The following is a 24,618-nucleotide window of genomic DNA, read 5'->3' on the forward strand; positions in this document are numbered from 1 at the left end:
GAATTCACAGGAACTGACGCGGCAATGCCGACGCCAGCGGCTGCCGTACTGCGTGTATGATGCAGAGCACAGCTGCCGTATGCCGGGGAGCGAAGGCGCATTACACGGAAGATGGATGAAAGATATCCAAAACAGTGGATATCACCATATACATTAGATACTAAAAGGCCGGATTTACATGCCAAGATGTTTCTGTCAAATATATACCCACAACAACTTGACACTGTCGTTATACAGCGCCGGATTTGACAAAGAAAGGGCCGTATGAGTAAGATGTATATATACGTATGCAACAAGGAGGCATGAAGTATGAAAGCAATGGTACTGTATTACTCTAAAACGGGCCACACGCAGAAGATGGCCGAAATCATCGCCCAGGGCATGGAACGGGTACAGGGCGTCCAGGCCAAAGCCTGCTCTATCGACGATTTGGACGAAGCGTGGGCTGCCGAAAGCAAATGCATCGTCCTGGGCTCGCCTATTTATTTCGCCAGCGTCTGCGCCGACGTCAAGTCCTGGCTCGAAGGGCCATGCAAGAAATGCCAGCTCGCCGGCAAGCTGGGCGGAGCCTTCGCGACGATGGATTATCTCCACGGCGGCGGCGACCTGGGCATCCGCCTCATCCTCGACCACATGATGGTCCACGGCATGATGACTTATTCCGGCGGCGGCTCCTGCGGCGCGCCGGTCATTCACCTGGGGCCTGTAGCCCTGAGCAAGGATCTGGATGGCAGCCGGGAAACCTTCCTGACCTACGGCGAACGCATGGCCGCCAAGGCCGTCGAATTATTCGGAGCCTGATTTCCTGCGTCGCCCGCAAAAAGATTCACGGCGTACAAAACAACATATCCGTCAAAAAGCTGCTGGAAGACGCAATACTTGCGTTTCCCAGCAGCTTTTTTCATCTCTTACAATAGAAAGGTTTGCATGCCGTATTTACAGCAGCAAATCCAACCGACCGGCTTGTATATTCTTTATATTTCGTTGAATCTGCTCTGCCGGCCAGTCCCACCATTTGAGTTCCAGTAGCCGGGCAATCACATCATCTGAAAACCGCCGGCGAATTTCCCTGGCCGGAACGCCGCCGACAATCGTATACGACGGCACGTCCTTCGTCACGACAGCCCGCGCGCCGATAATGGCGCCGTTGCCAATCGTCACGCCGGCCATGACGACGGCCTCATAGCCAATCCACACGTCGTTGCCTATGACAATGTCTCCCTTATGGTCCCAAGCCGACATCACATCGCCTATATCCAAATCCCATTCTTCAAAAAAGATAGGAAAAGGATACGTAGATACAGACGTCTGCGTATGGTTGGCGCTGGCAAATAAAAACTTAGCTCCACAGGCAATAGAACAAAACTTGCCTATCCGCAGCGAATCTCCGTTTATCGGATACTGATATAAGACGTTGTTTTTTTCAAACTGCCGCGGATCGTGAACGAAATCGTTATACATCGTGTAATCGCCGATTTGTATGTTGGGATTCGTTACGACATGCTTTAAGTAGACAGTCTCCTTATCTCCCGTACGGGGATAGATTTTCTCCGGGTTCATACGCGTACTCCTTCTTTCTTCTGCCATAAACCTTTCTTCTGAGTCACAGGGCTTCCAGCTTTACGCGGAACGAAATCATCCGCGCCGTGTCCATGGCGTCGAACTGTACGACATAGGCTTGCCGGTCCATATCGGCGTCGATGACGGTCCCTTCGCCGAAGACGGCGTGCCGTACCCGCTGTCCTGACGCAAAGGTCCTTTCGCCCTCCCGGTCAGGCCAGTATTTGCTGCTGTACTCGATGTAGTCCCGAGTCGCCCGGACGAGGCTGTCCGGCAGCGGATTGTCATACGCCAGCACGTCCGGGCCCATATCCAAGATAAACCGCGACGGATAGCGGACTGCGCCGTCGAAGTGCTGCCCGTCTGCTTCGGACAAATACAAGCCCCTTTCGGCCCGCGTCAGGGCTACGAAGGCCAGACGCCGTTCTTCTTCCATGGCCTGCATCGTCCGCACCTTCCGCGACGGGAAAATGCCTTCGTTCAGGCCGCACAGGAACACGTAGGGGAATTCCAGCCCCTTGGCGGCGTGAACCGTCATGAGCTTGACCTTGTCGTCATCCGGCGCGGCGTCGGCGTTGGTAAGCAAGGCCACGTGGGACAAATAATGCTCCAGCGTGACTTCCTCGCCGCATGTCGTTTCATACTCGTACACGGCCTGCTTGAGCTCGGCCAGGTTGTCCAGCCGCTCCTGGCTGCCTTCGGTACGAAGGACTTTCTCGTAGCCGCTGGCGTCGAGGATTGCCGACAGGACCTCCGACACGGGCCGGCCCTCGTACTCGGCGGCAAAGGACTCGACGAGCTCTGCGAATTGACGGGCCTTCGTCCCCTTAAACAGGCCGTCGTCCATCGTTTCGACCAAGGCTTCGTACAGGGAGCAGCCGCAGACGTCGGCATATTCCTGCAGAAAGGCCATGCGCCGCTTGCCCAAATTGCGCTTCGGCACGTTGGCGATCCGTCGGAAGGACAGGTCGTCTTTATAGGCGATGATGCGCAAATAGCTGAGGGCGTCCTTAATTTCCTTGCGGTTGAAAAACTGGACGCCGCTGTATATGACGTAGGGTATGTGTTCCTTCAGCAGCGCTTCTTCCACAGTCCGCGTCACGTAGTGGGCCCGGTACAGGACGGCCACGTCCTTGTAAGGCACGCCGCGTTCGCGCAAGGCCTTCATGCGCCCGGCCATCCACTGCCCTTCGGCCTGGGGGCTTTCGGCAAAATGGCAGACCACGGCGTCGCCGTCGGGCAAGGTCGGCCGGAGCGATTTGGCCATGCGGCACACGTTGTTGTCGATGAGGGCATTGGCCGCCGCCAAAATCTGAGGCGTTGAGCGGTAGTTATCCATCATCACGATGGTCTTCGTCCCCGGGAAGGCCTTATCGAACTCGAGGAGATACTTCACGTTGGCGCCGCGCCACGTATAAATCGTCTGGTCCGGGTCGCCGACGATGAATAAATTCTTGTGATAGCCCCACAATACGCTCATGAGCTCGTATTGGAGCAGGTCAATATCCTGAAATTCGTCGATCATGATATATTCCAGCCGCCGCTGCCATTTCAGCCGGATGTCGTCGTGTTCCTTGAAAATATACAGGGAAAACTTGATGAGGTCGTTGTAATCGAGGCCGAAGCATTTCTTTTCCTGGTACAAGTAGCCGTAGAAGATGATATCCGCAGCCGACGCGGCTTCGTCGTACTTCCGTTTCAGCCGCTCCAGGGACATCGTAATCATGTCGGCGTAATACTCCGGCTCATGGACGAGCTTACGCATTTCGATCATATCCCGGGCAGCGGAAAAGGTCATATTGCGCAGCGTGAGCCCCCGTTCCTCGTAAATCATCTGGAGCATGGCGTCGATATCGGCATTATCGAGGACGAGAAAATTCTTGGGATACTGGACGGCGTGGCAGTCTTCCTGCAGGACCGATACGCAGAAGCCGTGGAACGTATTGACGTAGCCCGTGTCGTTGTCGCCGGTCAGGTTGTGAATGCGCCGACGCATTTCCGCCGCCGACTTGTTGGTAAAGGTGACGCAGAGGATATGGCCCGGCAAGATGCCCAGCTCGTTGACTAAAAAGGCAAACCGATGAGACAAGGCCCGCGTCTTGCCTGAGCCGGCGCCGGCGATGACCCGCACGCAGCCCTCCGTCGTCGTCACAGCCTGACGCTGGGCGTCGTTCAGCCCCTGCAGCAAATCCATTATCGTATCCTCCCTTTCTGCGAACATTCGTTTTTCTCATTATAACAGGAATTCCGCCGCCGCTCAATACGAAATCCAGCCATTCTCCTTCCGCAAAAACGCAGCCCCCCTCTATTCTTTTAATCTATCTAATGATATAATAAATAAGTTATACAAAAGGAGGCATACATGTTAGAAAAATTTCAAACCTTACAAATTAGCGACGTCATTCTCAACGCCTTAAACGAAATGGGCTTTGAAGAACCGACGCCGATTCAGGCAAACGCCATCCCCGTCGCCATGTCGGGCTGCGATATGATCGGCCAGGCACAGACCGGTACGGGCAAAACGGCAGCCTACGGCATTCCCGTATTAGAAAAAATATTAGCGTCCGAGCCGTCGAAGGAAATACAGGCCGTCGTCCTGTCGCCGACGCGCGAGTTGGCCATGCAGGTCGCCGAAGAGCTTAACCACCTGGCCCAGTTCACCCACATCCAGGCCCTGCCGATTTACGGCGGTCAGGATATGGAACGGCAGCTGCGCCGCCTGCGCAAATCGCCGCAGATCGTCGTCGCCACGCCGGGCCGCCTCATCGACCACATGAAGCGCGGCACCATCAGCCTGAGCCATATTTCGACGATCGTCCTCGACGAAGCCGACGAAATGCTGGACATGGGCTTCATCGAAGACATCAACCTCATCATGGCCGCCACGCCCAGCACCCGTCAGACCCTGCTGTTCTCGGCTACCATGCCCAAGCCCATTCAGCAGCTGGCGGAAACCTTCCTCCATGACCCGCAGATCGTCCGCATGAAGGCCAAGGAAGTGACTATCGACCTCATCGAGCAGTCCTACATCGAAGTGCCGGACCGCCAGAAATTCGACATCCTCTGCCGCCTTCTCGACCTGCAGGAGCCGGATTTGGCCATCATCTTCGTCCGTACCAAGCGCCGCGTCGACGAGCTGTCCGAAGCCCTGAAAAAGCGTGGCTATTCCGCCGAAGGCATTCACGGCGACCTGACCCAAGCTAAACGGGACACGGTCATCCGCCAATTCCGGGAAAAGACCATCGATATCCTCGTCGCCACCGACGTCGCCGCCCGCGGCCTCGACATCAGCGGCGTCACCCACGTATTCAACTACGATTTGCCCCAGGACCCGGAAAGCTATGTCCACCGTGTCGGCCGTACAGGCCGGGCCGGCCAGAGCGGCGAAGCGACGACCTTCGTCATTCCCCGCGAAATCGACCACCTGCGGGCCATCGAACGGCTCATCAAACGGCGCATCGCCCGCCGCAAGGCCCCGACCTTCTCGGAAGCCCTGGAAGGAGCCCAGCAGGCGGCTATCCGCCGTCTCGTCGCCGCGACAGAAGACGACAACTACAGCATCTACCGGGCCAACGCCGAAGAGCTCCTCACCCACTTCGACTCCGTCGCCCTCTTGTCGGCAGCCATCAAGCTGCTCACGAAGGAACCGGACACGACGCCGGTCAATATTACGGAAGAAGCGCCTCTGCGCGTCCACCGCTCCCGCCGTCCCTACGGCGACAAAAACCGCCGCCGCGACTATCGTCACGACCGCAGCGACCGGAACGATCGTTCCGAACGAAACGACCGAAGCGAACGCAGCGGAGACTATCGAAGCGGCAATACGAAACGCCGTCACTTCGCGCCGCGGAAGCAAAACGACAACGCGTCGGGAACGTTCCGCCGCAGCGGCGAAAAGAAGGTCCGTAAGGAGCCGAACCGCTCCGTGTTCAAGCCCTATTTTAAAGACTAATTCGCCTATCAAAAAAACCGTACCCTCTGACGAGGATACGGTTTTTTCTTATTCATATGGCAATATCAAGGATATTATTTGCCTGTGAACGTAGCTTTACGTTTTTCAACGAAAGCGCCCATGCCTTCTTTCTGGTCTTCCGTAGCGAAGCAAAGGCCGAATACTTCGTCTTCATAAGCAATACCAGTGATAACGTCGCAGTTGATACCGCGGTTGATAGCTGCTTTGGAGAGCTGTACGGCGATCGGAGCGTTTTTCGCGATCTTCTTAGCCAATGCATATACGGTATCCATCAGTTCTTCCTGAGGAACAACTTTGTTTACGAGGCCGATACGATATGCTTCCTGAGCGTCGATCATGCCAGCCGTGAAAATCAGTTCTTTGCCGTAGCCGCGGCCAACGACACGGGGCAGACGCTGCGTGCCGCCGAAGCCCGGCGTAATGCCGAGGCCAACTTCGGGCTGACCGAATTTAGCGTTTTCAGAAGCATAACGGATGTCGCAAGCGCAGGACAGTTCGCAGCCGCCGCCCAAAGCGAAGCCGTTAATAGCAGCGATAACCGGCTGCGGCATGTTTTCGATTTCCGTAAACGTATCCTGACCGATTTTGCCGAATGCGCGACCTTCAACTGCATTCTTCGTGGACATTTCAACGATATCTGCGCCGGCTACGAAGGATTTGCTGCCGGAACCCGTGATAACGACGACTTTAATTTCGGAATCAGCGGCGATTTTGCCGACGAGGTCTCTTAATTCCGAAACCGTTTCCGTGTTCAGGGCGTTCAGAGCTTTCGGACGATTGATCGTAATCGTTGCAATACCGTTTTCTGCCGAGTAAAGAATGTTTTTGTAGTCCATAATTAGAACCCTCCCAAAATAATATATTCACACGTAGGACGTGCAAACAAGGGGCGTGAATACTCACGCCCACTGCCTGACAAATATAAATCGCTTGAGTTTACATTGCTTGCTTATAGAGTTGTGTTTGTACTGCTCGCCTATTATTTCGTGTAGTCGTAGAAGCCTTTGCCCGTCTTGCGGCCGAGGTAACCAGCGTTGACGTACGTTTTGAGGAGCGGGCACGGACGATATTTCGGATCGCCGAAGCCTTCATAGAGAACTTCCATGATGTGAAGGACAACGTCGTTGCCGATCAAGTCGCTCAAAGCCAAGGGGCCCATCGGATGGTTGAAGCCCAGTTTGCATACGGAGTCGATATCTTCTTTGGATGCTACGCCTTCCATCAAAGCCTGGATAGCTTCGTTGATCATGGGGATAACGACGCGGTTGCCTACGAAGCCCGGGAAGTCTGCAACTTTAACCGGGGATTTGCCGATTTCTTCGGATACTTCTTTGATTTTTGCGAACGTATCTTCAGAAGTAGCGATGCCGTTGATGAGTTCGATCAATTTCATGACCGGAGCCGGGTTGAAGAAGTGCATGCCGATAACTTTGTCCGGACGTTTTGTAGCTGCGCCGATCTGCGTGATGGACAAAGAGGACGTGTTGCTGGCCAGGATCGTGTGTTCCGGGCAGAGTTCGTCTAATTCTTTGAAGATAGCCGATTTGATTTTCAGATCTTCGATAGCAGCTTCAACAACGAGGTCGATGTCTTTCATGTTGTCGGCCGTGCGGGTAACGAAACCGGAAATGCGGCCCATTACGGCGTCTTTTTCTTCCTGCGTCATTTTTTCCTTGCTGACCAATTTCGTTAAGGCTTTATCAATTTTAGCTTTGCCGCCGGCGATGAATTCGTCTTTAATATCATTCAAAACGACTTCGCAACCGTTAACAGCAAATACCTGAGCGATACCGGAACCCATGGTGCCTGCGCCAATAACCATTACCTTTTTACAAAACATGTTAAACTCCTCCTTATTTCGCGTGATTTTTTTCACGATTCTCTTTCGAAAACTCACGCGCGATATTAAAATAAGTTTCACTGCTTACACTCATAGTATATCACGTTTTCCAAAAAAATCTACCGAAAAAACGCGATTTTTCCAAAAAACTGCATATTATGTATACGTTTTTTTAATACATAAACCATGTCCAATACTTTTATTTCATCATTCGATACCAAAAGCGCCGTTTACTACGTTATATTATGAACGTTGGTCATACCAGATTATGTAATTTTTCACAATTCATTTTTTTGCCCTTCGCCGACGTTTAAGGCCTGCAAGATACGGCGTCTTTGTTCGTATTGCCGCCGGTACATGGCCGTGTTGTCCTTGTTCGGCCCAAAGGTCTTGTGGACAGCGAGCTGCCGCTGGAGGGCCTGCTTGAGGTCGGCAATGTCGCCGGCTCCATAGGCCGCTACAATGCAGTTCGTCGGCACGGCGCCGCCGGCGACGCGCAGCGTTGATACCTGCGTGTCCAGCATGTCAGCCTTGATCTGGTTCCACAAATCGTCGCGGCTGCCCCCTTCCGTAATGGTCAGCGTCGTCAAGTCGATGCCTGCCGCCCGGTACCGGTCGGTGACCTCCATGTAATCGTAGCCGATGCCTTCGAGGACGCAGCGCCACATCGCCCCCTGGTCCGAGTCGAGGGTCAGGCCCGTGAAGGTACCGCGCACATGGGGGAAATCGCCGTTGCCGCCCGTCAGGTAGGGAATGAACATCGCCCCGTCGCAGCCCGCTGGATGGCGTTCCGCTAACTTATCCAGCTCGGCGTAGTATTCGTCGTCTTCGCGGCGGCAGACAGAGTCCTTAAACCAGCGCAGGGCCAGGCCGCCGGTCCGCACCATGCCCCAATAGAAATACGTCCCCGGCAAGGTGCCCGAATTGAAGATGAGGCCGCTTCCCGGTACGGACAATTCGGGGATGATGCCGTCCGTAGCGGCGCAGAACATAGCGCACGTGCCGGCTACGTCGACGGCCTTGCCCGCTTCCAGAATGCCGCTGCCCATCATGGATTCCATCGTATCGCCGGCGCCGGCGCAGATGGGAATGCCGGCGGGAAAGCCCGTTTCCAGGGCGTCGGCTTCGCAGAGACGGCCAATAATGTCCCAGGGCTTGACGATGCGCGGCATGTATTTCTTGTCGATGCCCAGGATGCGCAGCTGCTCATCGGACCACTCCTTGGTCACGACGTTGTAACCCAGGCCCCAGCCGGACATAGCGCCCCAGTCGATAAAGGCGTCTTCTCCCTGCAATCCGGCCAGATGCATGAGGACGTACGGGCAGTTGTGGACGAACTTGACGCCCTTTTCCTTAAAGGCCGGAATATGCTTCATGAACCAGCGGGCAAACATGGCCGGGAACATGACGTTCGGCTCGGCGTTGCCCGTTTCGGCCGCCCAGATATCCAGCTTCAAGGCCTTCAGCCCTTCTACGTCGTCGGCCGTGCGGCTGTCCAGATAATTGACGTACGGCGTCACGGCGTTTCCTTCGGCGTCGATGCCGGCGATGCCGCAGATGATGCCGTCGCCCATGATAGCCCGCACCGCCGCCGGGGAAATCCCCTTTTCTTCCAGCTGGCGGCTGCACGACGCCATGCACTGCTTGATGAGGCGGTAATATTCATCTACGTCCATCTGCACCCAGCCGGGATGAGGATAATACAGCGTCGTCTTAGCCGTATCCATAGCTACGCATTCCATGTCCTCGCTGTACACGGCGACCTTTACGCTCTGCGTCCCGGCGTCAAATCCCAAATAATATTTCTTTTCCATATCCATTACCTGCCCTTCTATCTTGCGGCAAATCAAAAAAAGGCCGGAATACATCCAGCCTTTTCGCACTTGAGAACGGCACGGCAAACACACCTGTGCCACGCCCGAAGTCTTTTCTCATCCAGACTATACTGTCGGTCCCGGAATTTCGCCGGGTCAGCTCCCTCAGGAGGTTGCGGACTATCACCGCCGGTCAGGACTCTGAAAGGATTTCCCTTTCTCACCTTGCCTCAAAGACTAAATATATTAATGTAAATATATTATGTATTTTTTACATATATATCATACTACGATGGAATGGAAAAAACAAGTAAGACGACGGCAAAAGCAAAGCCCGCCCGGTGAAACGCCTTTGTCCAGACGCCGGTGCCCTATTCACCGCGCTGCGCTCCATAGTGCTCCTGCAGATATACTTCCGTAAACTCGATGAACCGTTCCAGCAGCGGCGACAAGAACTGGTTCTTTTTCCAGACCATGTAGCTGCCGTTTTCGATGAACGGCTTCATAGGGCGCATGCACAAGCCCGGCAAGACCGTGTCGAAGTCCAGCCCCAAGGCCAGGCCGACGCCGTTGTCCGTCAGGACCATCTTGTTGTATGCCGACAGATTCATGTACACGGCCAGGCGCACGTCGGACTGCCATCGCCCCAGCCAGGCTTCGACCTGATTTTTTACGGACAAGCGGGCCGGCATGATGAGGCGCTGCCCGGCCAGATCCTGCGGCTCGACGGCCTCCTTCGCCGCCATGGGATGATCCTGCCGCATCAGCACGGTCCAGCGGTCCTTGAGAGGCATGCGCAGGTAGCTGTACTTGCTCACGTCTACGGGCTCAATGAGTAGTCCGAAATCGAGGGTTCCCTGCTCGATGCGCTCCTTCACGTCGTCGGCAATGCCCGTATACAAGGTAAACTGCACCTCTCCATAGGCCTGCTGAAAGGCCGCCATGACCTTGGCCATAGGCTCCAGATTCTTCGTCTCGCCGCAGCCGATGGCGATTTCGCCGGAAATGACCTCGTCCTGCCGCGACACTTCCTTCGCCGTCTTTTCGGCCAGGTCGACGAGCTCCTGGGCCCGGCGGCGCAGTATCATGCCCTCCTCAGTCAGTATGATGCTGTGCTTGCTGCGCTTGAACAGGGACACGCCGAACTCTTCCTCCATCTGCATGAGCTGGCGCGACAAGGTAGGCTGCGTGATGTGCAGCATCTTGGCCGCCTTCGTAATATTCTCTTCTCTGGCAACGACTAAAAAATACTTCAGCACGCGCAGTTCCATGTCCCATTCCCCTTTCGGCAAACATCCCTCGAACCTTGAAGGCCATTCTTAAAATATATACGTAATCGTATCATTTTTCCCCATAAAATTCAATCTTGGAGCTGCTGCAAGGAAAAAGGGCCTTCTCCTCTGCGGGAAAAAGCCCTCTCTCGTTTATTTATTGATGATCTTTCCGATATTCTTCAATTCGATGGAAATGGTGCCGTCGGGATTATTGATAAACTGGATATAGTCCGTGTTTTCGATGTATTCCGACGGGAAAATGATTTCAATGCCCGTGTCGGTCTTGATCTTGTGGCTGCGGCCGGCCCGTTCGGCAAAGGCCTTGGCGATAGGCACGTCGGCAGGCAGCTTGGCCTCCTCCAGCTGTGCGGCAAATTCATTCCGCATAGCCTGCGAACCGGCGAACACCTCGGCCCCCAGATCCTGCGGCGAAAAGGCTTCGGCCGTCTCGGCGTTTTCGACGAGGTAATTCTTGGCCTTCGATAAGACCTCCACCGTATTTCCGCCGTGATCCTCAGCGACCTTGGCGGCAATCTTGCTGACCAGCTTGACGGCATCCCTGGCCGAAATGACTGACGTGCACTGCAGGAGCCGTTCCGGCAGGATATAGACGTCTTCCCCGTCCATCTGCCGCTTCTTGTCGACAAAGCGGATGGAGAAATCGCCGCAGTGTATGAGGGCGTAGGCCTCTATCTTCTGAGACGCGCCGGGCAGGATAGCGTAATGCTTGATAAGCTTGTTGTACACCGCCCCGTCGTCGTCCAATATCTGATGGGTGTAGGCCGTCTTGTTGTCCAGCAGGAGCACGCCGATGCAGCGCACGTCGGCGTCGTCATTGAAATCGACGACGAGGACGTCCAGCGACGACGGCCCGTCACAGTGCGACAAGATGTCGTAGAGCTGCCGCGCCGTCTGCGCGGCGAACTCGTCGAAGCTGATTTCTCCACCGATGAGCTGCTGCAGCAGGGCCTGATAATTACTCGTCGCGTAAAATACGCCCGTCTGCTGGCCTGCGTCCTGCAGGATGCGGTTCATGCGCTTGTCCACGTATTCGTACACGACGTCGCTGCTGAAATCGAGGTCCTTCTGCGACAAGATGCACATGTTCGTATTGAAATCCAATATATGTAAAATCGCTTTTTGTATCATCATACGTATCTGTTGTTTCCTCCTGTTTATCCTTTATGCAGGGTAAAGACCGTCGCCTCGCGGGAGCAGAATACCCGGAAGGGCAGCCAATGGCCCGTGCCGCGGTTGACGTAGCCGTATGAGCCGCCCTGGCGGTACATGCCGCGCAGGTACTTGAAGCCGACGGACTCGACGACAGGCCCGATAAGGGCGAACTGGGCGCCGTGGGTGTGGCCGCACATCGTCAAGGGAATGCGCCGTTCAAAGCCTTCGTCGATGAAATCGGAATGATGCGCCAGCATGACGACGAAGGCCGATTCGGGCACGCCGTCCAAAGCATGAGCCACGTACTCCCGCCGCTGGGCCGTAAAGGCTTCGTCGCCGCGGGCAAAGCTGTAGTCTACGCCGGCAACGTAAAAGGGAGCGGCATCCTGGCCGGACCGTTCGGCCAAGCCCTCTCCCCGCCCGGCCGACGCCTCTACGGCGCTGTTGCGCAAAATGCGTACCGGTGTCGTTTCCAGCAAGGCCGTAATGGCCTCAAGGCCGCGGTAATACTCGTGATTGCCGTAGCAGTAATCTATGCCGTCGGGAAATTTCGCCGCCATCTCCCGCAGCACGTCGCCGCACTGCGGCAGGAGGGACAGCTCGTCGATGAGGTCGCCCGTAATTTCCACGCGGTTTACCCTCTCCGCCGCCAGCGCCTCCAAAGCCTCGCGGAGCCGCTCGGGACTGACGAACAGCCCCAGGTGGACGTCGGAAATCTGGCCGATTTTATAGCCGTCGAGGTAGTCCGGCAGGTCAGGATAGTGCAAGTCGTGACGTGTTACGGCCAGATAGCTCTCGCCAACGAAATTCCCCAATACGCTCGTGCCGGCCGCCGCCACGGGGATGACCGCCGCGACGCCGCGCAGGAAGGAACGCCGCGTAATCCCCCGCCCCTTCTCCGGCGGTACAGGCGGCATAGTCGTCACGCCGCGCCGTTTCTGCTTCCACCGCCGCAGACGCCGCTCGATAAAAACAGCGGCAGAGGCGACGACCAAGACGGGAAAGGCCAGGAAAAACAGGAAAAACCAGCTGATAGCCCCCAAGGATCCGTACATGAGGAGCATCCCCTCGACAGTTCCCTGCACAGCCGGAAACACTCGCCCGTAGTAAGACAGGCCTGCGCCGGCAATAACCGTCGCTGCCGCCACGAAGACGACCAGCGCCAGCCAGCGGCTGCGGCGGTAGATGTAGTTCCACAGCACGGCGGAGCATACGCAGATGCACGACATGATGATCATGAAATTGATAAAAAAGGGTCCCTTCATCTCGCCATCGCAGTGATTTTACCGTGAGGCCCCGCCCAGGGGACCGACGTCACGTCGCGCCTCGGCAGCCACTGCCAATCCTCCTTTTCCATAAGCTCTCCGCCAATCCGGCGGCCTTCGTAAATAGTCATCTGCCATATTTTATGGGAAAAGACGTGCTTCAGCGTCCCTATGGGCTCGTCGTCGACGGCAATCGTCACGCCGACGCCTTCCGTCAGCTGCCGCACGCCGTCCAAACCATCCGTCCCGTTGGGAAATTCCCACATCGACGCCAGCAAGCCCTGCGGCGGCCGGCGGTGGATGAGCCAGCGTCCATTGTCCTCTACGACGACGACCGTCACCGGCTCTGTCGGCACCTTTTTCTTTACGATGCGCACGGGCAGCTCCTGCTCCCGGCCGGCCCGCTTCGCCATGCATATATCTGCCAAGGGGCATTCGCCGCAGCGGGGATGCTTGGGAATGCAGATCATGGCCCCGAAATCCATCAGCGCTTCGTTGAACGCCCCGGCCCGGCCTTGGGGAATCTGAGCCTGCACCAAGGCCGTGATTTCTTTTTTCACCGGCCCCGACAAGATGTTGCCGTCTATATTGTACAGGCGTGCGAAGACCCGCAGGACGTTGCCGTCTACAGCGGCTTCGGCCTCGCCGTAGGCGATGCTCAGGATAGCCCCGGCCGTGTAGTCTCCGACGCCCTTCAAGGCCAGTATATCCTTCTTATTCTTCGGCACCTTTCCGCCGTACGACGCCGCGACCTCGCGCACGGCCTCGTGGAGATTGCGGGCCCGCGAGTAGTACCCCAACCCCTGCCATTGGCGCAGCACGTCGTCCTGCGAGGCCGCCGCCAGCGTGGGAATATCGGGAAAGCGGTCCATCCAGCTGTCGTAATAGGGCCGCACCGCTTCGACCTTCGTCTGCTGCAGCATGATTTCCGACACCCATACCTTATACGGGTCCCGCGGCACGTCGCGCCGCCACGGCAGGTCCCGCCCGTAGGCGTCGAACCATTGCAGCAGCACCGGCGACCACAAGGCCCCGTCCTTCATATCGTTATCCTTCATATATCTACCATCCTTTCGCAGCTTCCCCGTCGCCGGAAAAGCTGTATCTATAATTATATCGCATCATGTTTAAAAAAGGCAGTCCGTATGCTACAATATATAATGAATAAAAAAGGAGCATACACTATGGAACAGAATCCATTGCACCATATTCTTGAATACAATTTAGACATAGGGAAAACGAAGCCCGATACGGTCCACCGCGACGAATCGTACTGCCCCTTCTGCGACGTAGGCCATTTGAAGAACATCATGGATACCAGAGGCCATATGATTTGGCTGGAAAACGCCTACCCCGTCCTGAAGGACTCCTGGCAGACCCTGATTATCGAAACGGACGACTGCGACGGCGACTTTTCCACCTACGACGCCGCCTACGCCGTCGACCTCATCCGCTTCGGACTGGAAAAATGGCGTCAGGTCAAGGCCATGGAACGCTTCCGCCGCGGCTCCGTCGTATTCTACCGCAACCACGGCTACATGTCGGGCGGGACGATTCACCATCCCCACTCGCAGATCGTCGGCTTCGAGCACTACGACTACCACGACGACATTCAGGCCTGCCACTTTGCCGGCACGCCCATCCTCTGCGAAGAAGGCATAGAAGTCAACCTGTCCCTGCGGCCCATCATCGGATTTTATGAAATTAACCTCATCCTTTCCGACGAAGAAAAGCTCCCCCAGTTCGTACGCTATATGCAGCGCACGGCGGACTATTTCATGTTCAAATTCATCCGCAGCAACGACAGCTACAACATCTTCTTCTACGACTTTCCCGGCGACGACAAGCTGTACGTCAAGATCATGCCCCGCTTCCTGACCAACCCCCTGTTCGTCGGCTACATGATCCCCCAAATATCCAATCCGGGCCATCGAGCCCAGTTCATCGAAGCGATGAAACGTCAGCTCGCCCAGCCTTAACTCACCCACTCCCTATAGAAAGGAAAGATACATGCGTTTATTTGCAATCGGAGACTTACACTTATCAGGCCATCCGCCTAAAAAGCCTATGGAAATATTCGGCCCCCGCTGGAAAGACCACTGGAGCCGCATCCAGGAAGACTGGAACAGCCGCGTCACCGACGACGACACAGTACTCATCGCCGGCGACACGTCGTGGGCCATGCACCTCAAGGACGCCCAGGAAGACCTGGACGAAATCCGCGCCCTGCCGGGACGGAAGCTCATCATCCGCGGCAACCACGACTTTTGGTGGGAAAGCGCCGGCAAGCTCAACCGCATGGACGCCGAGAATAACATGCAGTACCTTTACGGCACGACAGTCACCCTCGACGAAGGGCGCATCGCCGTCTGCGGCACCCACGGCTGGGTCTGCCCCGGCGACATCCACTACAAGGAAGAACGGGACGCCAAGCCCTACCGCCGCGAGCTCCTGCGCGTCGAGCGCACTTTGCAGGAAGCGGAAAAACTCGGCTGCGAGCACACCATCCTGCTCCTCCACTATCCACCGGTCTGCGACCTGACCAAGCCCAGCGGCTTTACGGAGCTCCTGGAAAAATACAAGGTGCCCCTATGCATCTTCGGCCACCTCCACGGCATGCAGCCCAATACGATGTTCCCCCGCCGCTACAACGGCACCCTGCTCCACCTCGTATCGGCAGACTATCGGGACTGCAAGCTCCTGGAAATCACCTTTGACGAGGAGGAAGGAACATGAGCCAAATCGCCCAGAAACACCTCCTGGCCGGCATCATCTTCGGCGATGCCGAAACGGGAGAATACATCTACCTGCCCGGCGGCGAAGTCGGGACGGACAATCCCCTTTGCGTCTTCGAACACGACGGCACGAAGGAAGACGTCCCCCTGGAAGAAGCAGGCTATCTCGTCGACCACCTGACCCTGAAACCCTGCGCCCATCCCGCCTTGGGAAGGCGGTCGTTTTAATACAAAAAATATAAACCCAGCATCATAAAGCGCATACACCTTTCATGATGCTGGGTTTTCGTATATGACAGAACCTTCTTCTGCAGCTGTTTCTTCGGCATCGTTGCCGACAACAAGTCCTGTATCAAGGCAGTTTCTTCCTCAGCAGCTCAACCTCTGTTTCAGCCAAGCCTGTCGCCTTGGCAATCAGGGAGATATCCATACCCATGCGCAGCATGTTAACGGCTATGAAAGATTTTTCTTCACGTCGAGCCTCGGCCATGTCGCTGCGGTAATCCCGCAGGGCTTTTTCCCGCTGCGCGTACTGACGCCGCATGATTTCGTCTTCTGTAAAAGCCATTTCGGCATTGACGACTTCCTTCATGATCGGGTCGCTCATGGCTAATTCCTCCGTTTCTTCGGCGCTGCAATTGGAAACATAGGCATTCCATTTTCCTAAGCAGCATTTTTTGAAAAAACAGACGCCCGCAGCGCGAGCGCCTGTTTTACTAAATGCATATATTACCTCTTAAAAAATCCCTTAACCATTAATGCAATAAAACCTAATCCACTTAATCCTGCAAACGTAATATTTCCTAGGTACAAACTATACAATACGATTAAAAGAACAGCTATACATATCACAAATGCCATCCATTGACCACGTCTATCTATATTCCCTTGTATTTCTAATATTTCTCGCTGACGAATATGCTTAGAGTTTTCTTCAAATTCCCGCAATATAATTTCTGGTGCTTGCGTATAAATCCGCTTGTATTGTTCTAACATTGCTGGCGTAGGAATCGGCCCTTGATACGATTCTTGATGAACAACAGAAACTCCAGATGGATGTTCTGTTGTTTTTCCATTCACTGTCTCTTCTGGAACGGAATGATTTGAAATGGGTTGCTTATGAATTTCCGTTTCTTTTTTGCTCAGTCTTCCCTCCTGCCTCTCCTATGACATTCCATAATATTTGTCCGGTCTTATGCCAACTGTCATTGGTAATAGACTGTGCATCTTCATGCATCCCTTTTGAGTAATCCGTTTGTGGAAAAAGAGAAAATGTCGAGAGGCCGCACATGATCATAGCAAACAATGCTTTCATTTTCATATTGAATGTTTTTGCCATATGGCTACCTCCTGTTTCATATTATATGTCCATAAATTCCCTTATTTTATGACCATAAATTCCCTCATTTTATGGCCATATATTTTATAATTGTATTATACAGCATTTTATCATATTTGCCAGTGCAAAAATAATATAGCCAAACATATATCTACGTACTATAAACAAGACGCCCGCACTGCGAGCGCCTGTTTGTACTTTCCATATGAGATTAGAGTTCCATGCCGCCGTCGACGAAGTTGATTTCCGCTTTCCGTTCGCGGAAGTCGCGATTGCGGTCGAATGGCGCGTCGCTGTAGAGGTAATCCCAACGGCCGCCGGGGAATTCCCAAGCAGGGATATCGGGCATGGCTACTAAGTCATAGCCTAGCCAGTTCGGATTTCCATTGCCAAACCTAATCTGCTCAGACCATAAGTAGTTTGACTCTGTACCCATGCCGGAGAAAATTAAACCTCCTTCAGCATTGTAATGAGCGTTAAACCCATCAGCCGCGCTAACAAGCTGGCCTGTAGCAGGGTCATAGAATGCCTTTGTCAGGAACACCTTCAGCAGCGGCGTGCCATAGCCGTCATAATTCTTCCAAATTCTGCCGCCGTCGTTGTCAAAATCAAATCCATCATACGATCCATGGTTTTTCCATTCCTGAGTATCTTCTGCGACATAACCATTCTGCGCCAGAGAACCATTACCAATCAACTTTCCTGTAACAGTAGCATATACATTCTTCACAGCATTATCATTTTGTCCGACCAGATTTCCCACGGTGTTCGTGCCGCTGACTTGACTCGTATTATACGCATTACTCAATACGCCTGCATTCCAACCGACTAACCCACCGACGTTCGTACCGCCGTTAACCATACCATCCTTGCCGTTACTATCAAAAATGGTATTGAACACCTGGTCTATCGTGCCGCGGTTCGTACCGGCAATGCCGCCGACATTCGTGCTGCCATTGCCGTTGACAACGCCCGTGTTATACGCCGCCGTGATTGCGCCATTGTTTGTGCCGACGAGACCGCCGATGTTCTGCCCATTTTGAACTACAGCAAATTCGCCTTCGTCGACGATGCCGTCGCCGTCACTATCATGCCACGTTCCAGCATTGACGACGCCGTTGTTGTAGACCTGATACTTATAGTAGCTGTCTGCTGCGTCGCGGCCGCCGCTGACCTTACCTGTGTTGATACCGATGAGGCCGCCGACGTTCTGCGTGCCCATGACCTGGCCGGAAAGTTCGTTCGTCAAGCTGGAATGGATGATGTCGCCGTTGTTGACGCCGACCAGGCCGCCTGTACCGGCAGTAGCGCTGTCCTTAGAATCTGTGCCGGAAACGATGCCTGTATTGGAAATGTGGGCATATTCGATTTTTCCTGCATTGACGCCGAAGATGCCACCGGCTCCGCCGCCATGGGCGATGACGACGCCGGAGTTGGTAATGCCGACCATTTCTTCAGCCGTCCCCGTAATCGCCGCATCATTTAAGCCGGCTACGCCGCCGACGTAGGTGTTCCCTTCGACACGGCCTTCATTGCTGTTGCCCATGCCCGTAAGGACGCCTTTTGCCGTATTCCAGCCGACAATACCGCCAACGTAATCAGCGTTTTCAGCAATGACGTCGCCGCGGTTCGTCGCGTTAGTAATCGTCCCTGTTGCTGCTTCATTCTCACGAGTACTAGGATCATCTACACGGCCGTTGATACCGGCAACACCGCCGAAAAACTGGGCGTCTTGGTTTTCATCGGCTACATGAAGGGTGACGTCGTTTTTGACGTATTCAATAGTACCGATATTTTCACCGGCTACGCCGCCGACGTAGTTTTGTCCCGTAATATCGCCGCGGTTAACCAGCGTTTCCTGTTCGTCAGCCGTAATCTTGCCGGCGTTCGTCCCGGCAATGCCGCCGACGAAATTTTCGCCCGTAATGGACGCGGAGCTGTCGTTGACGAGATTGGTCAAAACAGAATCTGCGCTGGCATTGCTGCCGACAAGGCCGCCAACGTAGTCGTGGCCATTAATTTCGCCGTTGTTTCGGCCGTTGGTCACGCTGCCACCGTTAGAGCCGACGAGGCCGCCGACGTAGTCGTTGCCGTCGACGCTCGTAGCATTGACGACATTTTCAACAGTATTCGCATCACCTTCAACAGTATTTGTATCACCATTTTTGCCGATGATGCCGCCGACGTTGTCCTGGCCGCTGACGATGCTTTCGTTGTAGCCACTGTACATCTTGCCTTCATTGATGCCGATAATGCCGCCGACGTTGCTGCTTCCCGTCGCACCACCGTTGGTCACGCCGAGACTGTCAACAAACTGCACATCTCCTGTATTGCTGCCGACGACGCCACCGAGGCCACTAGAAGTAGTAATCCCAGTAGTAACTGTTACGGCGCTGTCACTATAGCTATTACCCAGAGAGCCTTCATTCGTTCCCACTAGTCCGCCTGCAACAGTATTGCTTCCAGCAATAACGCTGCCCGTACTTTCCACGTCATAAACACCGCTACCAGTCAATAATCCATCTTCATCAAAATTGCCTTTACCCTTATTCATACCTGCAATACCGCCGGCGTTGCCGTCAGAAGTTACAGTATTGCCAAAGGTTACGACGCCTTCAATACGGCCTTTGTTGACGCCGGCGACAGCCCCGGCAGCACTTGCACCGGTAAAGTTGCCGCTGTAAATATTGACGTCTTTCACCGTGCCACCTTCTCCAACGGTATCAAAGATGCCGGCGTTGCCCTGATCAGAATTGACATTCAGACCGATGATACGATTGCCGCGGCCGTCAAAGGTGCCTGTAAAGCCGCTGGTACTTCCCGTACCGATGGCTTCGTAATCTTTTACGCCGCTGGCGTTGATGTCGCCCATGAGGGCGTAATTGTAGCCGAGGGCATCTTTACCGGCTGCTTGTATTCCCTTCAGTTGTTCGCCGTTGCTTACTTCTACGTAGACAAAATCTTTAGCATCCTTCTCTTTACCGTTGATATAAAATTTTAAATTATTAAGTTCTGCTTGGAATGTGTGGTTATTATTATCGTACTTCTTAAAATCATAGGCGCCGTCATCCCACATGTCGACAGTCAGTTTTGCGCTGCCCGATTCTGTTACATTCAAGTCAATCCGATTATGTGTATCCGTGTTAAAGCTATGCATAAAATCATGCATATACTCAACAGCGATTGTTTCGTTCAGCTCATCAACAGCTTGAATCGTCGTCTTCCCGTTTTCAACAGAAGAAATCAATGCGTTGGCAATTTTCTGAGCCTCATCTTCAGTAATTCCTTCTACTTTACCTACAGCCGTCAAAATATTACTTACCAATGTATCTTTGTTGTTACTAGTAATTTCCTGCCCATTAATAGCGCTTTCAACAGCTTCCGTGACGCGGTCAGCCTGCACCTTACCGATATTGGTCAGCGTCAGTAGTACTTCGCCGTTCGCACCTTTGCTGGTTAGTTTCATATTGCCGCCTATGTCGAGGTCGCTGTCGACGAATACGTCACCTTGGGCTTCAACCTTTAAACTGCCGCCGGCAGTTATCAGACCTTGTTCCTGATTGCCAAAGAAAAGGTTGACATTGCCGTCGATGATATTCCCTGCATCATCTTTTTCCGTACCATTCGCAACAATGGTAATGTCGCCGTTTTGTTTGGATTCACCGGTTGTATAGGCAAAGCGATCGCCAATGTCGGACATGGCCTCATACGGGTCGCCGACAGTGCCGGGCGTCCAGCCTTCGGCCATGGAATCGATACCGGGAATAGAGAAAGATTCTCCTTCGGCTGCCGCCGTGAGCTTGCCGTAGACATCGACATTACCAGCGTTGATTATAATGTTTGGATCGTTGTTCGTATTCCCCGTGGCCGTCACGGTGCCGTAAATGACGACATCGCCGTCGGCGTTGATGGAAACGGACGAGCCATAGAGCTGAGAACTGCTGCCCAAGGACACATCGCCTGTCACCTTGTCTTTATTGGTATCAGTTACATTAGCATTGATATTCAGTGCGCCGTCGCTGTAAATGAGGCCGCCGAAGTAGCCGCTGCCACCGGTAGCTTTGAAGTCGTCTAGCGTAAGGCCTGCGCCGTACACGGCAATACCGGCGTCGTTGTTGATGCCCAAATCCTGCCAGTTAAAGTTCAAATCATTTTTCGAACCATCAGCCTTGATGATCGTCAGCAAGGGGTCATAGGCCGTGCCGTACTGGATAGACCCGATACCGCTTAAATCAGGCGTAATTCTATCTTTTTCCCCGGAAAAATAATCTTCGCTATGTGGAAGGAAGGCATTGAGTATCGGTGTGGAATTATCATACCAGCGCCATCCCCTGTCCTCGTTGTCAATATTTGCATTTTTATCGCCACTAGTAGTAGTAAAGTCAAAACCATCATACTCATATTTATCAAATCGACTATCATAAGTAATTAACTTAGTATGATGACCTTTACTTAACTTCTGAAATGACTTGGAATCTGGCTCAATGTAATATCCATTTGTGACCTTAAAACGACTGGTAGCACCGGCAGCTACCTCGCCTATAATAGTGCCTAAACCATTTGTCACAGAATTGCCATCTTTATCTTGAGCATATAAGTTTCCTGTCGTATATACGTTTGTAATATTAAGTTTCAACTCAGTCTGAGAGTTTCCTGTACCATCTCCCGCTATATAGCCGACAATGCCACCAACCGTATTTTCTTTTTTATCTTGGTTTTGGAAACTCCGAATTGTCCCTAAATTATAGGCATTTTCAATATATGAATATTCGTCCCACAGTTCCCAACCTCTATCACCATTCAAATCACTCTTATTTGCATACATCCCAACAGCGCCGACAATACCGCCGACCTGACTGCTAGCTTCTGTATTGTTGTTGACTACAGTAATATTACCAGTATTAAAAGAATTGCTGATACCGCCCTTGTAGAACCAGCCGGCTATGCCGCCGACGACGTTGTAGCCGTTGTAAATAGCCCCAGCGTTATAAGCCTTGTCGACGTATCCGCTGAGACGGCCGACGATACCGCCGACGTGGCGAGCATAAAACGTATAGGTTTCATCGCCAATTTGTCCTTTGTTATATACGTCGTACAAAACAACGTGGGCCGACGTTTGTTCCGTAGTATCGCCGACGATGCCACCCATATTGACGGAAACACGTTTCGTAGCCGCATCTGCTACATCACCGGTTCTTCTAGTCGTATTAATCGTCCCTAAATTATAGGAACCTGTAATTTCCCCATTGTACATCATGCCAGCTACGCCGCCGACGCCCATGTAACCGCGGACGTCACCCGTATTATAACTGTCGCTGACGGCAGCTTGTTTCGTCCCATTTTTTAATTCATCAAGAGAAGCCGTCTTGTTGCGATCGATTTTACCGACGATACCTCCCGTATTAGCAGCCTTACTAGCGTCGCTGACGTTAGCACCATCGGTAATATCTAAAGAATGGACAGTGCCGCGATTGGCTCCGGCTTTGATATATACGTTGTCACCGTCTAAATAGCCGACGACGCCGCCCATATTGCCGACGATGTTTTCTTCACCGCCTTGATCGCCAAAACGTATTAATTCTTTTACATACTCCTGTCCATTGCGCGCGCCTGTCGCCATAATATCTCCGCCATTATTTGCGCTGGATTGGACAGTATATGAACCAGAGCTATCATTGCTGCTGCCAAAATAACCAACTACGCCGCCGACATTATGGGCGCCGCGGATATCGTTTTCCCTGTTTATCGCATTTTCAATATTCGTATCAACGGCCTTGCCGACGATACCGCCGACGTTGCCGGCGTCATAAAAATCATTCCCAGCTTGCTGATTACTATGAGCATCGCCGCTGTTCGTTACATCTTTTAATGTACTGGCAGAAACGTTCCCGGCTATGCCGCCGATATTTGCAACATGTACCCCTGTTATATCCTGCGTTGTCTCCCCTTTATAATGATTCGTATGGAACGTATACGTTTCTTTGTCATACCCGGTCGCCGTCACGTTGCCGCTGTTTTCGGCATTTTGAACCGTGCTATCTTGCTCCATCTTGCCGACGATGCCGCCGACGTTGTAGGCTCCCGTCACGTCGAGGCGGTTGTAGACAAGTTTTTTTCCGTCGCCAATAGTCGAATTAACGGCATGTCCGACTAAGCCGCCGACGTTATACCCGTCGCCGGACACGTTGCCGAGGTTGTAACTGTTACCATATAACATACCATTATACATATAACCGATAAGGCCGCCGACGTTGCTGATAGCACCGCTATTATTATCAGAGCTACCATTACTTCTAATCGTCCCCGTATTAATCAAGTTTTCAAAAGTCGCATCTGTTTTTACCGGTTGCGAAGCATTTGAATTACCAACGTTATCTATTTCATTACCTGTATAGCCGACGATACCGCCGACGTCTGTATTACCAGTTACGGCAGCGCTGTTCGTCGCATTGCTGATGTGAGTATTTCCGATAGCCGCACCGACTACGCTGCCTACGACGCTGCCGCCAGTAATAGAACCGCTGACTAGAGTAACATTATTGATAGTCGCATTATGGGCAACGCCGAATAAACCGACATTCACTTTATTAGGCTGGTTAATGGTCAAGCCGAAAATATTGTAATCCATGCCGTCGAATTTCCCATAAAAGCCGTAGTTTCTATTTTCAACATTGACTTTGCCTGTGTTACTATCTAATCCGATAGGATTAAAGCCAGAAGCCGCCGTTCCCGTCGCGTCGATGGAGTTACGTAGGGCGTAGTTGCCGCCGAGGTTCGTGTTGATGGCTTGGAGCTGGTCTACGTCTTCGACCCACATGTAGCCGTCTTGTTTTGTAAATGTTCCATTATTGACTGTGGCAATAGCGTCACCGTTGTTTTTGCCCGCATAGCCTCCATTTGTTTTATCATAAGCGTCGTAGCCTACGATCAAGTTGCTGGTATCATCAGTAGTATTTACAATAATTTTGTCAGCAGATAGCTTTTCATGACCGCTTACATCTTTCAGCCGTTCCGTATCGATGACGATACGGCCATCGCCTTCAAAGGTGACATTTGTCGCGTTGATGTTTCCGAGGCTCATGAGTTCGGCACTAGTAATCGTTCCCTTGTTCATTATATCTTGAACAGTTTGGTTTGGTTGAATCTTCTTAATTGCATCGTCCAGATTTTTGTTCGATACGTACAAACTGCCGACGTTGATCTGGGCGCTGTTGCCGATCTGCACGCCTGCCGGGTTTACGATGTAGATGTTGCCGTTATTGTTTGCATTGATCGTGCCGTATATTTGAGAAATATTGCCTGTATTGACATAATTCAGCGTATTGTACTTGGCGTCAGGGCCATTGAAATTGACCGTCGCGCTACCGCCGACGCTGAAATCCTCCCATTTAATGACGGCATTATGTTCATTTTGAACAACGTTCATCTGCAAATCGTTCGGCCTCGTAATACTGCCGTTACCGTGAACAAACTTCCCGCCGCTCGGCAGCGTGTTATTGGCAATAACCGACGTCGCCGCAAAAGCCATCGGCGCGGCCGAGAATAAAGCCACCCCCGTTATGAGGCACAGGCCGATTTGCCGTTTTAAGCGTGTATATTTCTCATGTTTACTCATGTATATTCCTCCATCATTGGTCTATGGTAT

Annotated in this window: 18 protein-coding genes and 1 riboswitch; of the genes, 5 read left to right on the forward strand and 13 right to left on the reverse strand. The window is 53.0% G+C overall.

The window, feature by feature from the left end; all coding sequences use genetic code 11:
• Window positions 1-309: 309 nt before the first annotated feature.
• The gene (locus CJ260_RS06755) at window positions 310-801 is read left to right on the forward strand and encodes a flavodoxin family protein (RefSeq protein WP_095629648.1); all 492 of its coding nucleotides are present in this window, start codon (window positions 310-312) and stop codon (window positions 799-801) included.
• Window positions 802-936: 135 nt separating this feature from the next.
• Here the strand turns inward: CJ260_RS06755 and CJ260_RS06760 are convergent, their stop codons facing one another.
• Complete coding sequence (locus CJ260_RS06760; protein WP_095629649.1) at window positions 937-1,560, reverse strand: CatB-related O-acetyltransferase; 624 nt, start codon at window positions 1,558-1,560, stop codon at window positions 937-939.
• A gap of 43 nt (window positions 1,561-1,603) precedes the next feature.
• Window positions 1,604-3,754, reverse strand: a complete 2,151-nt coding sequence (locus tag CJ260_RS06765; protein WP_198947414.1) for an ATP-dependent helicase — start codon at window positions 3,752-3,754, stop codon at window positions 1,604-1,606.
• Window positions 3,755-3,922: 168 nt separating this feature from the next.
• Between CJ260_RS06765 and CJ260_RS06770 the strand changes: the two genes are divergently transcribed.
• Window positions 3,923-5,512: a DEAD/DEAH box helicase gene (locus CJ260_RS06770; RefSeq protein ID WP_095629650.1), complete on the forward strand. Its 1,590-nt coding sequence runs from the start codon at window positions 3,923-3,925 to the stop codon at window positions 5,510-5,512.
• Window positions 5,513-5,586: 74 nt separating this feature from the next.
• Here the strand turns inward: CJ260_RS06770 and CJ260_RS06775 are convergent, their stop codons facing one another.
• The 7 genes from CJ260_RS06775 to mutY form a co-directional block, all read right to left on the reverse strand.
• Window positions 5,587-6,369 (reverse strand): short-chain-enoyl-CoA hydratase, encoded by a 783-nt coding sequence (locus CJ260_RS06775; RefSeq protein ID WP_087477467.1) that lies wholly within the window; start codon window positions 6,367-6,369, stop codon window positions 5,587-5,589.
• Between the two features lie 143 nt (window positions 6,370-6,512).
• A complete protein-coding gene (locus tag CJ260_RS06780) occupies window positions 6,513-7,373 on the reverse strand; it encodes a 3-hydroxybutyryl-CoA dehydrogenase (RefSeq protein WP_087477468.1) in 861 nt (286 codons plus the stop codon).
• A 278-nt stretch (window positions 7,374-7,651) separates the two neighbouring features.
• On the reverse strand, window positions 7,652-9,193 hold the full coding sequence (locus tag CJ260_RS06785) for an FGGY-family carbohydrate kinase (protein ID WP_233127911.1): 1,542 nt from the start codon (window positions 9,191-9,193) through the stop codon (window positions 7,652-7,654).
• 99 nt (window positions 9,194-9,292) lie between these two features.
• Window positions 9,293-9,429: riboswitch (FMN riboswitch) on the reverse strand.
• A 129-nt stretch (window positions 9,430-9,558) separates the two neighbouring features.
• Window positions 9,559-10,458, reverse strand: a complete 900-nt coding sequence (locus tag CJ260_RS06790; protein ID WP_095629651.1) for a LysR family transcriptional regulator — start codon at window positions 10,456-10,458, stop codon at window positions 9,559-9,561.
• 153 nt (window positions 10,459-10,611) lie between these two features.
• Complete coding sequence (locus CJ260_RS06795) at window positions 10,612-11,613, reverse strand: nucleoid-associated protein (protein ID WP_095629652.1); 1,002 nt, start codon at window positions 11,611-11,613, stop codon at window positions 10,612-10,614.
• 23 nt (window positions 11,614-11,636) lie between these two features.
• Entirely contained in the window at window positions 11,637-12,872 is a 1,236-nt protein-coding gene (locus CJ260_RS06800; RefSeq protein ID WP_233127912.1) for a metallophosphoesterase, read from the reverse strand.
• A gap of 23 nt (window positions 12,873-12,895) precedes the next feature.
• Window positions 12,896-13,957: an A/G-specific adenine glycosylase gene (mutY, locus tag CJ260_RS06805; RefSeq protein ID WP_233127913.1), complete on the reverse strand. Its 1,062-nt coding sequence runs from the start codon at window positions 13,955-13,957 to the stop codon at window positions 12,896-12,898.
• Window positions 13,958-14,083: 126 nt separating this feature from the next.
• Here mutY and CJ260_RS06810 point away from each other — a divergent pair, with 126 nt between their 5' ends.
• From CJ260_RS06810 to CJ260_RS06820, 3 genes are read left to right on the forward strand one after another with little or no spacing between them, the layout of a single operon-like run.
• On the forward strand, window positions 14,084-14,878 hold the full coding sequence (locus CJ260_RS06810; protein WP_095629654.1) for a DUF4931 domain-containing protein: 795 nt from the start codon (window positions 14,084-14,086) through the stop codon (window positions 14,876-14,878).
• 31 nt (window positions 14,879-14,909) lie between these two features.
• Window positions 14,910-15,635 carry a metallophosphoesterase gene (locus CJ260_RS06815; RefSeq protein ID WP_095629655.1) on the forward strand — a complete coding sequence of 242 codons (726 nt, stop codon included), beginning with the start codon at window positions 14,910-14,912 and terminating at the stop codon, window positions 15,633-15,635.
• A complete protein-coding gene (locus tag CJ260_RS06820; protein ID WP_095629656.1) occupies window positions 15,632-15,862 on the forward strand; it encodes a hypothetical protein in 231 nt (76 codons plus the stop codon). The genes CJ260_RS06815 and CJ260_RS06820 overlap by 4 nt, the downstream gene beginning before the upstream one ends.
• Window positions 15,863-15,986: 124 nt before the next feature.
• Here the strand turns inward: CJ260_RS06820 and CJ260_RS06825 are convergent, their stop codons facing one another.
• From CJ260_RS06825 to CJ260_RS06840, 4 genes are all read right to left on the reverse strand, one after another.
• Window positions 15,987-16,241 (reverse strand): hypothetical protein, encoded by a 255-nt coding sequence (locus tag CJ260_RS06825; RefSeq protein WP_095629657.1) that lies wholly within the window; start codon window positions 16,239-16,241, stop codon window positions 15,987-15,989.
• A gap of 122 nt (window positions 16,242-16,363) precedes the next feature.
• Window positions 16,364-16,714 carry a DUF2335 domain-containing protein gene (locus CJ260_RS06830; RefSeq protein WP_198947415.1) on the reverse strand — a complete coding sequence of 117 codons (351 nt, stop codon included), beginning with the start codon at window positions 16,712-16,714 and terminating at the stop codon, window positions 16,364-16,366.
• A gap of 37 nt (window positions 16,715-16,751) precedes the next feature.
• Window positions 16,752-16,973, reverse strand: a complete 222-nt coding sequence (locus CJ260_RS06835) for a hypothetical protein (protein ID WP_095629658.1) — start codon at window positions 16,971-16,973, stop codon at window positions 16,752-16,754.
• Between the two features lie 211 nt (window positions 16,974-17,184).
• Entirely contained in the window at window positions 17,185-24,588 is a 7,404-nt protein-coding gene (locus tag CJ260_RS06840) for a filamentous hemagglutinin N-terminal domain-containing protein (RefSeq protein ID WP_095629659.1), read from the reverse strand.
• Window positions 24,589-24,618: the final 30 nt, after the last annotated feature.

This window comes from Megasphaera sp. ASD88, assembly GCF_002287425.1.
Taxonomy (GTDB): Bacteria; Bacillota; Negativicutes; order Veillonellales; family Megasphaeraceae; genus Megasphaera; species Megasphaera stantonii.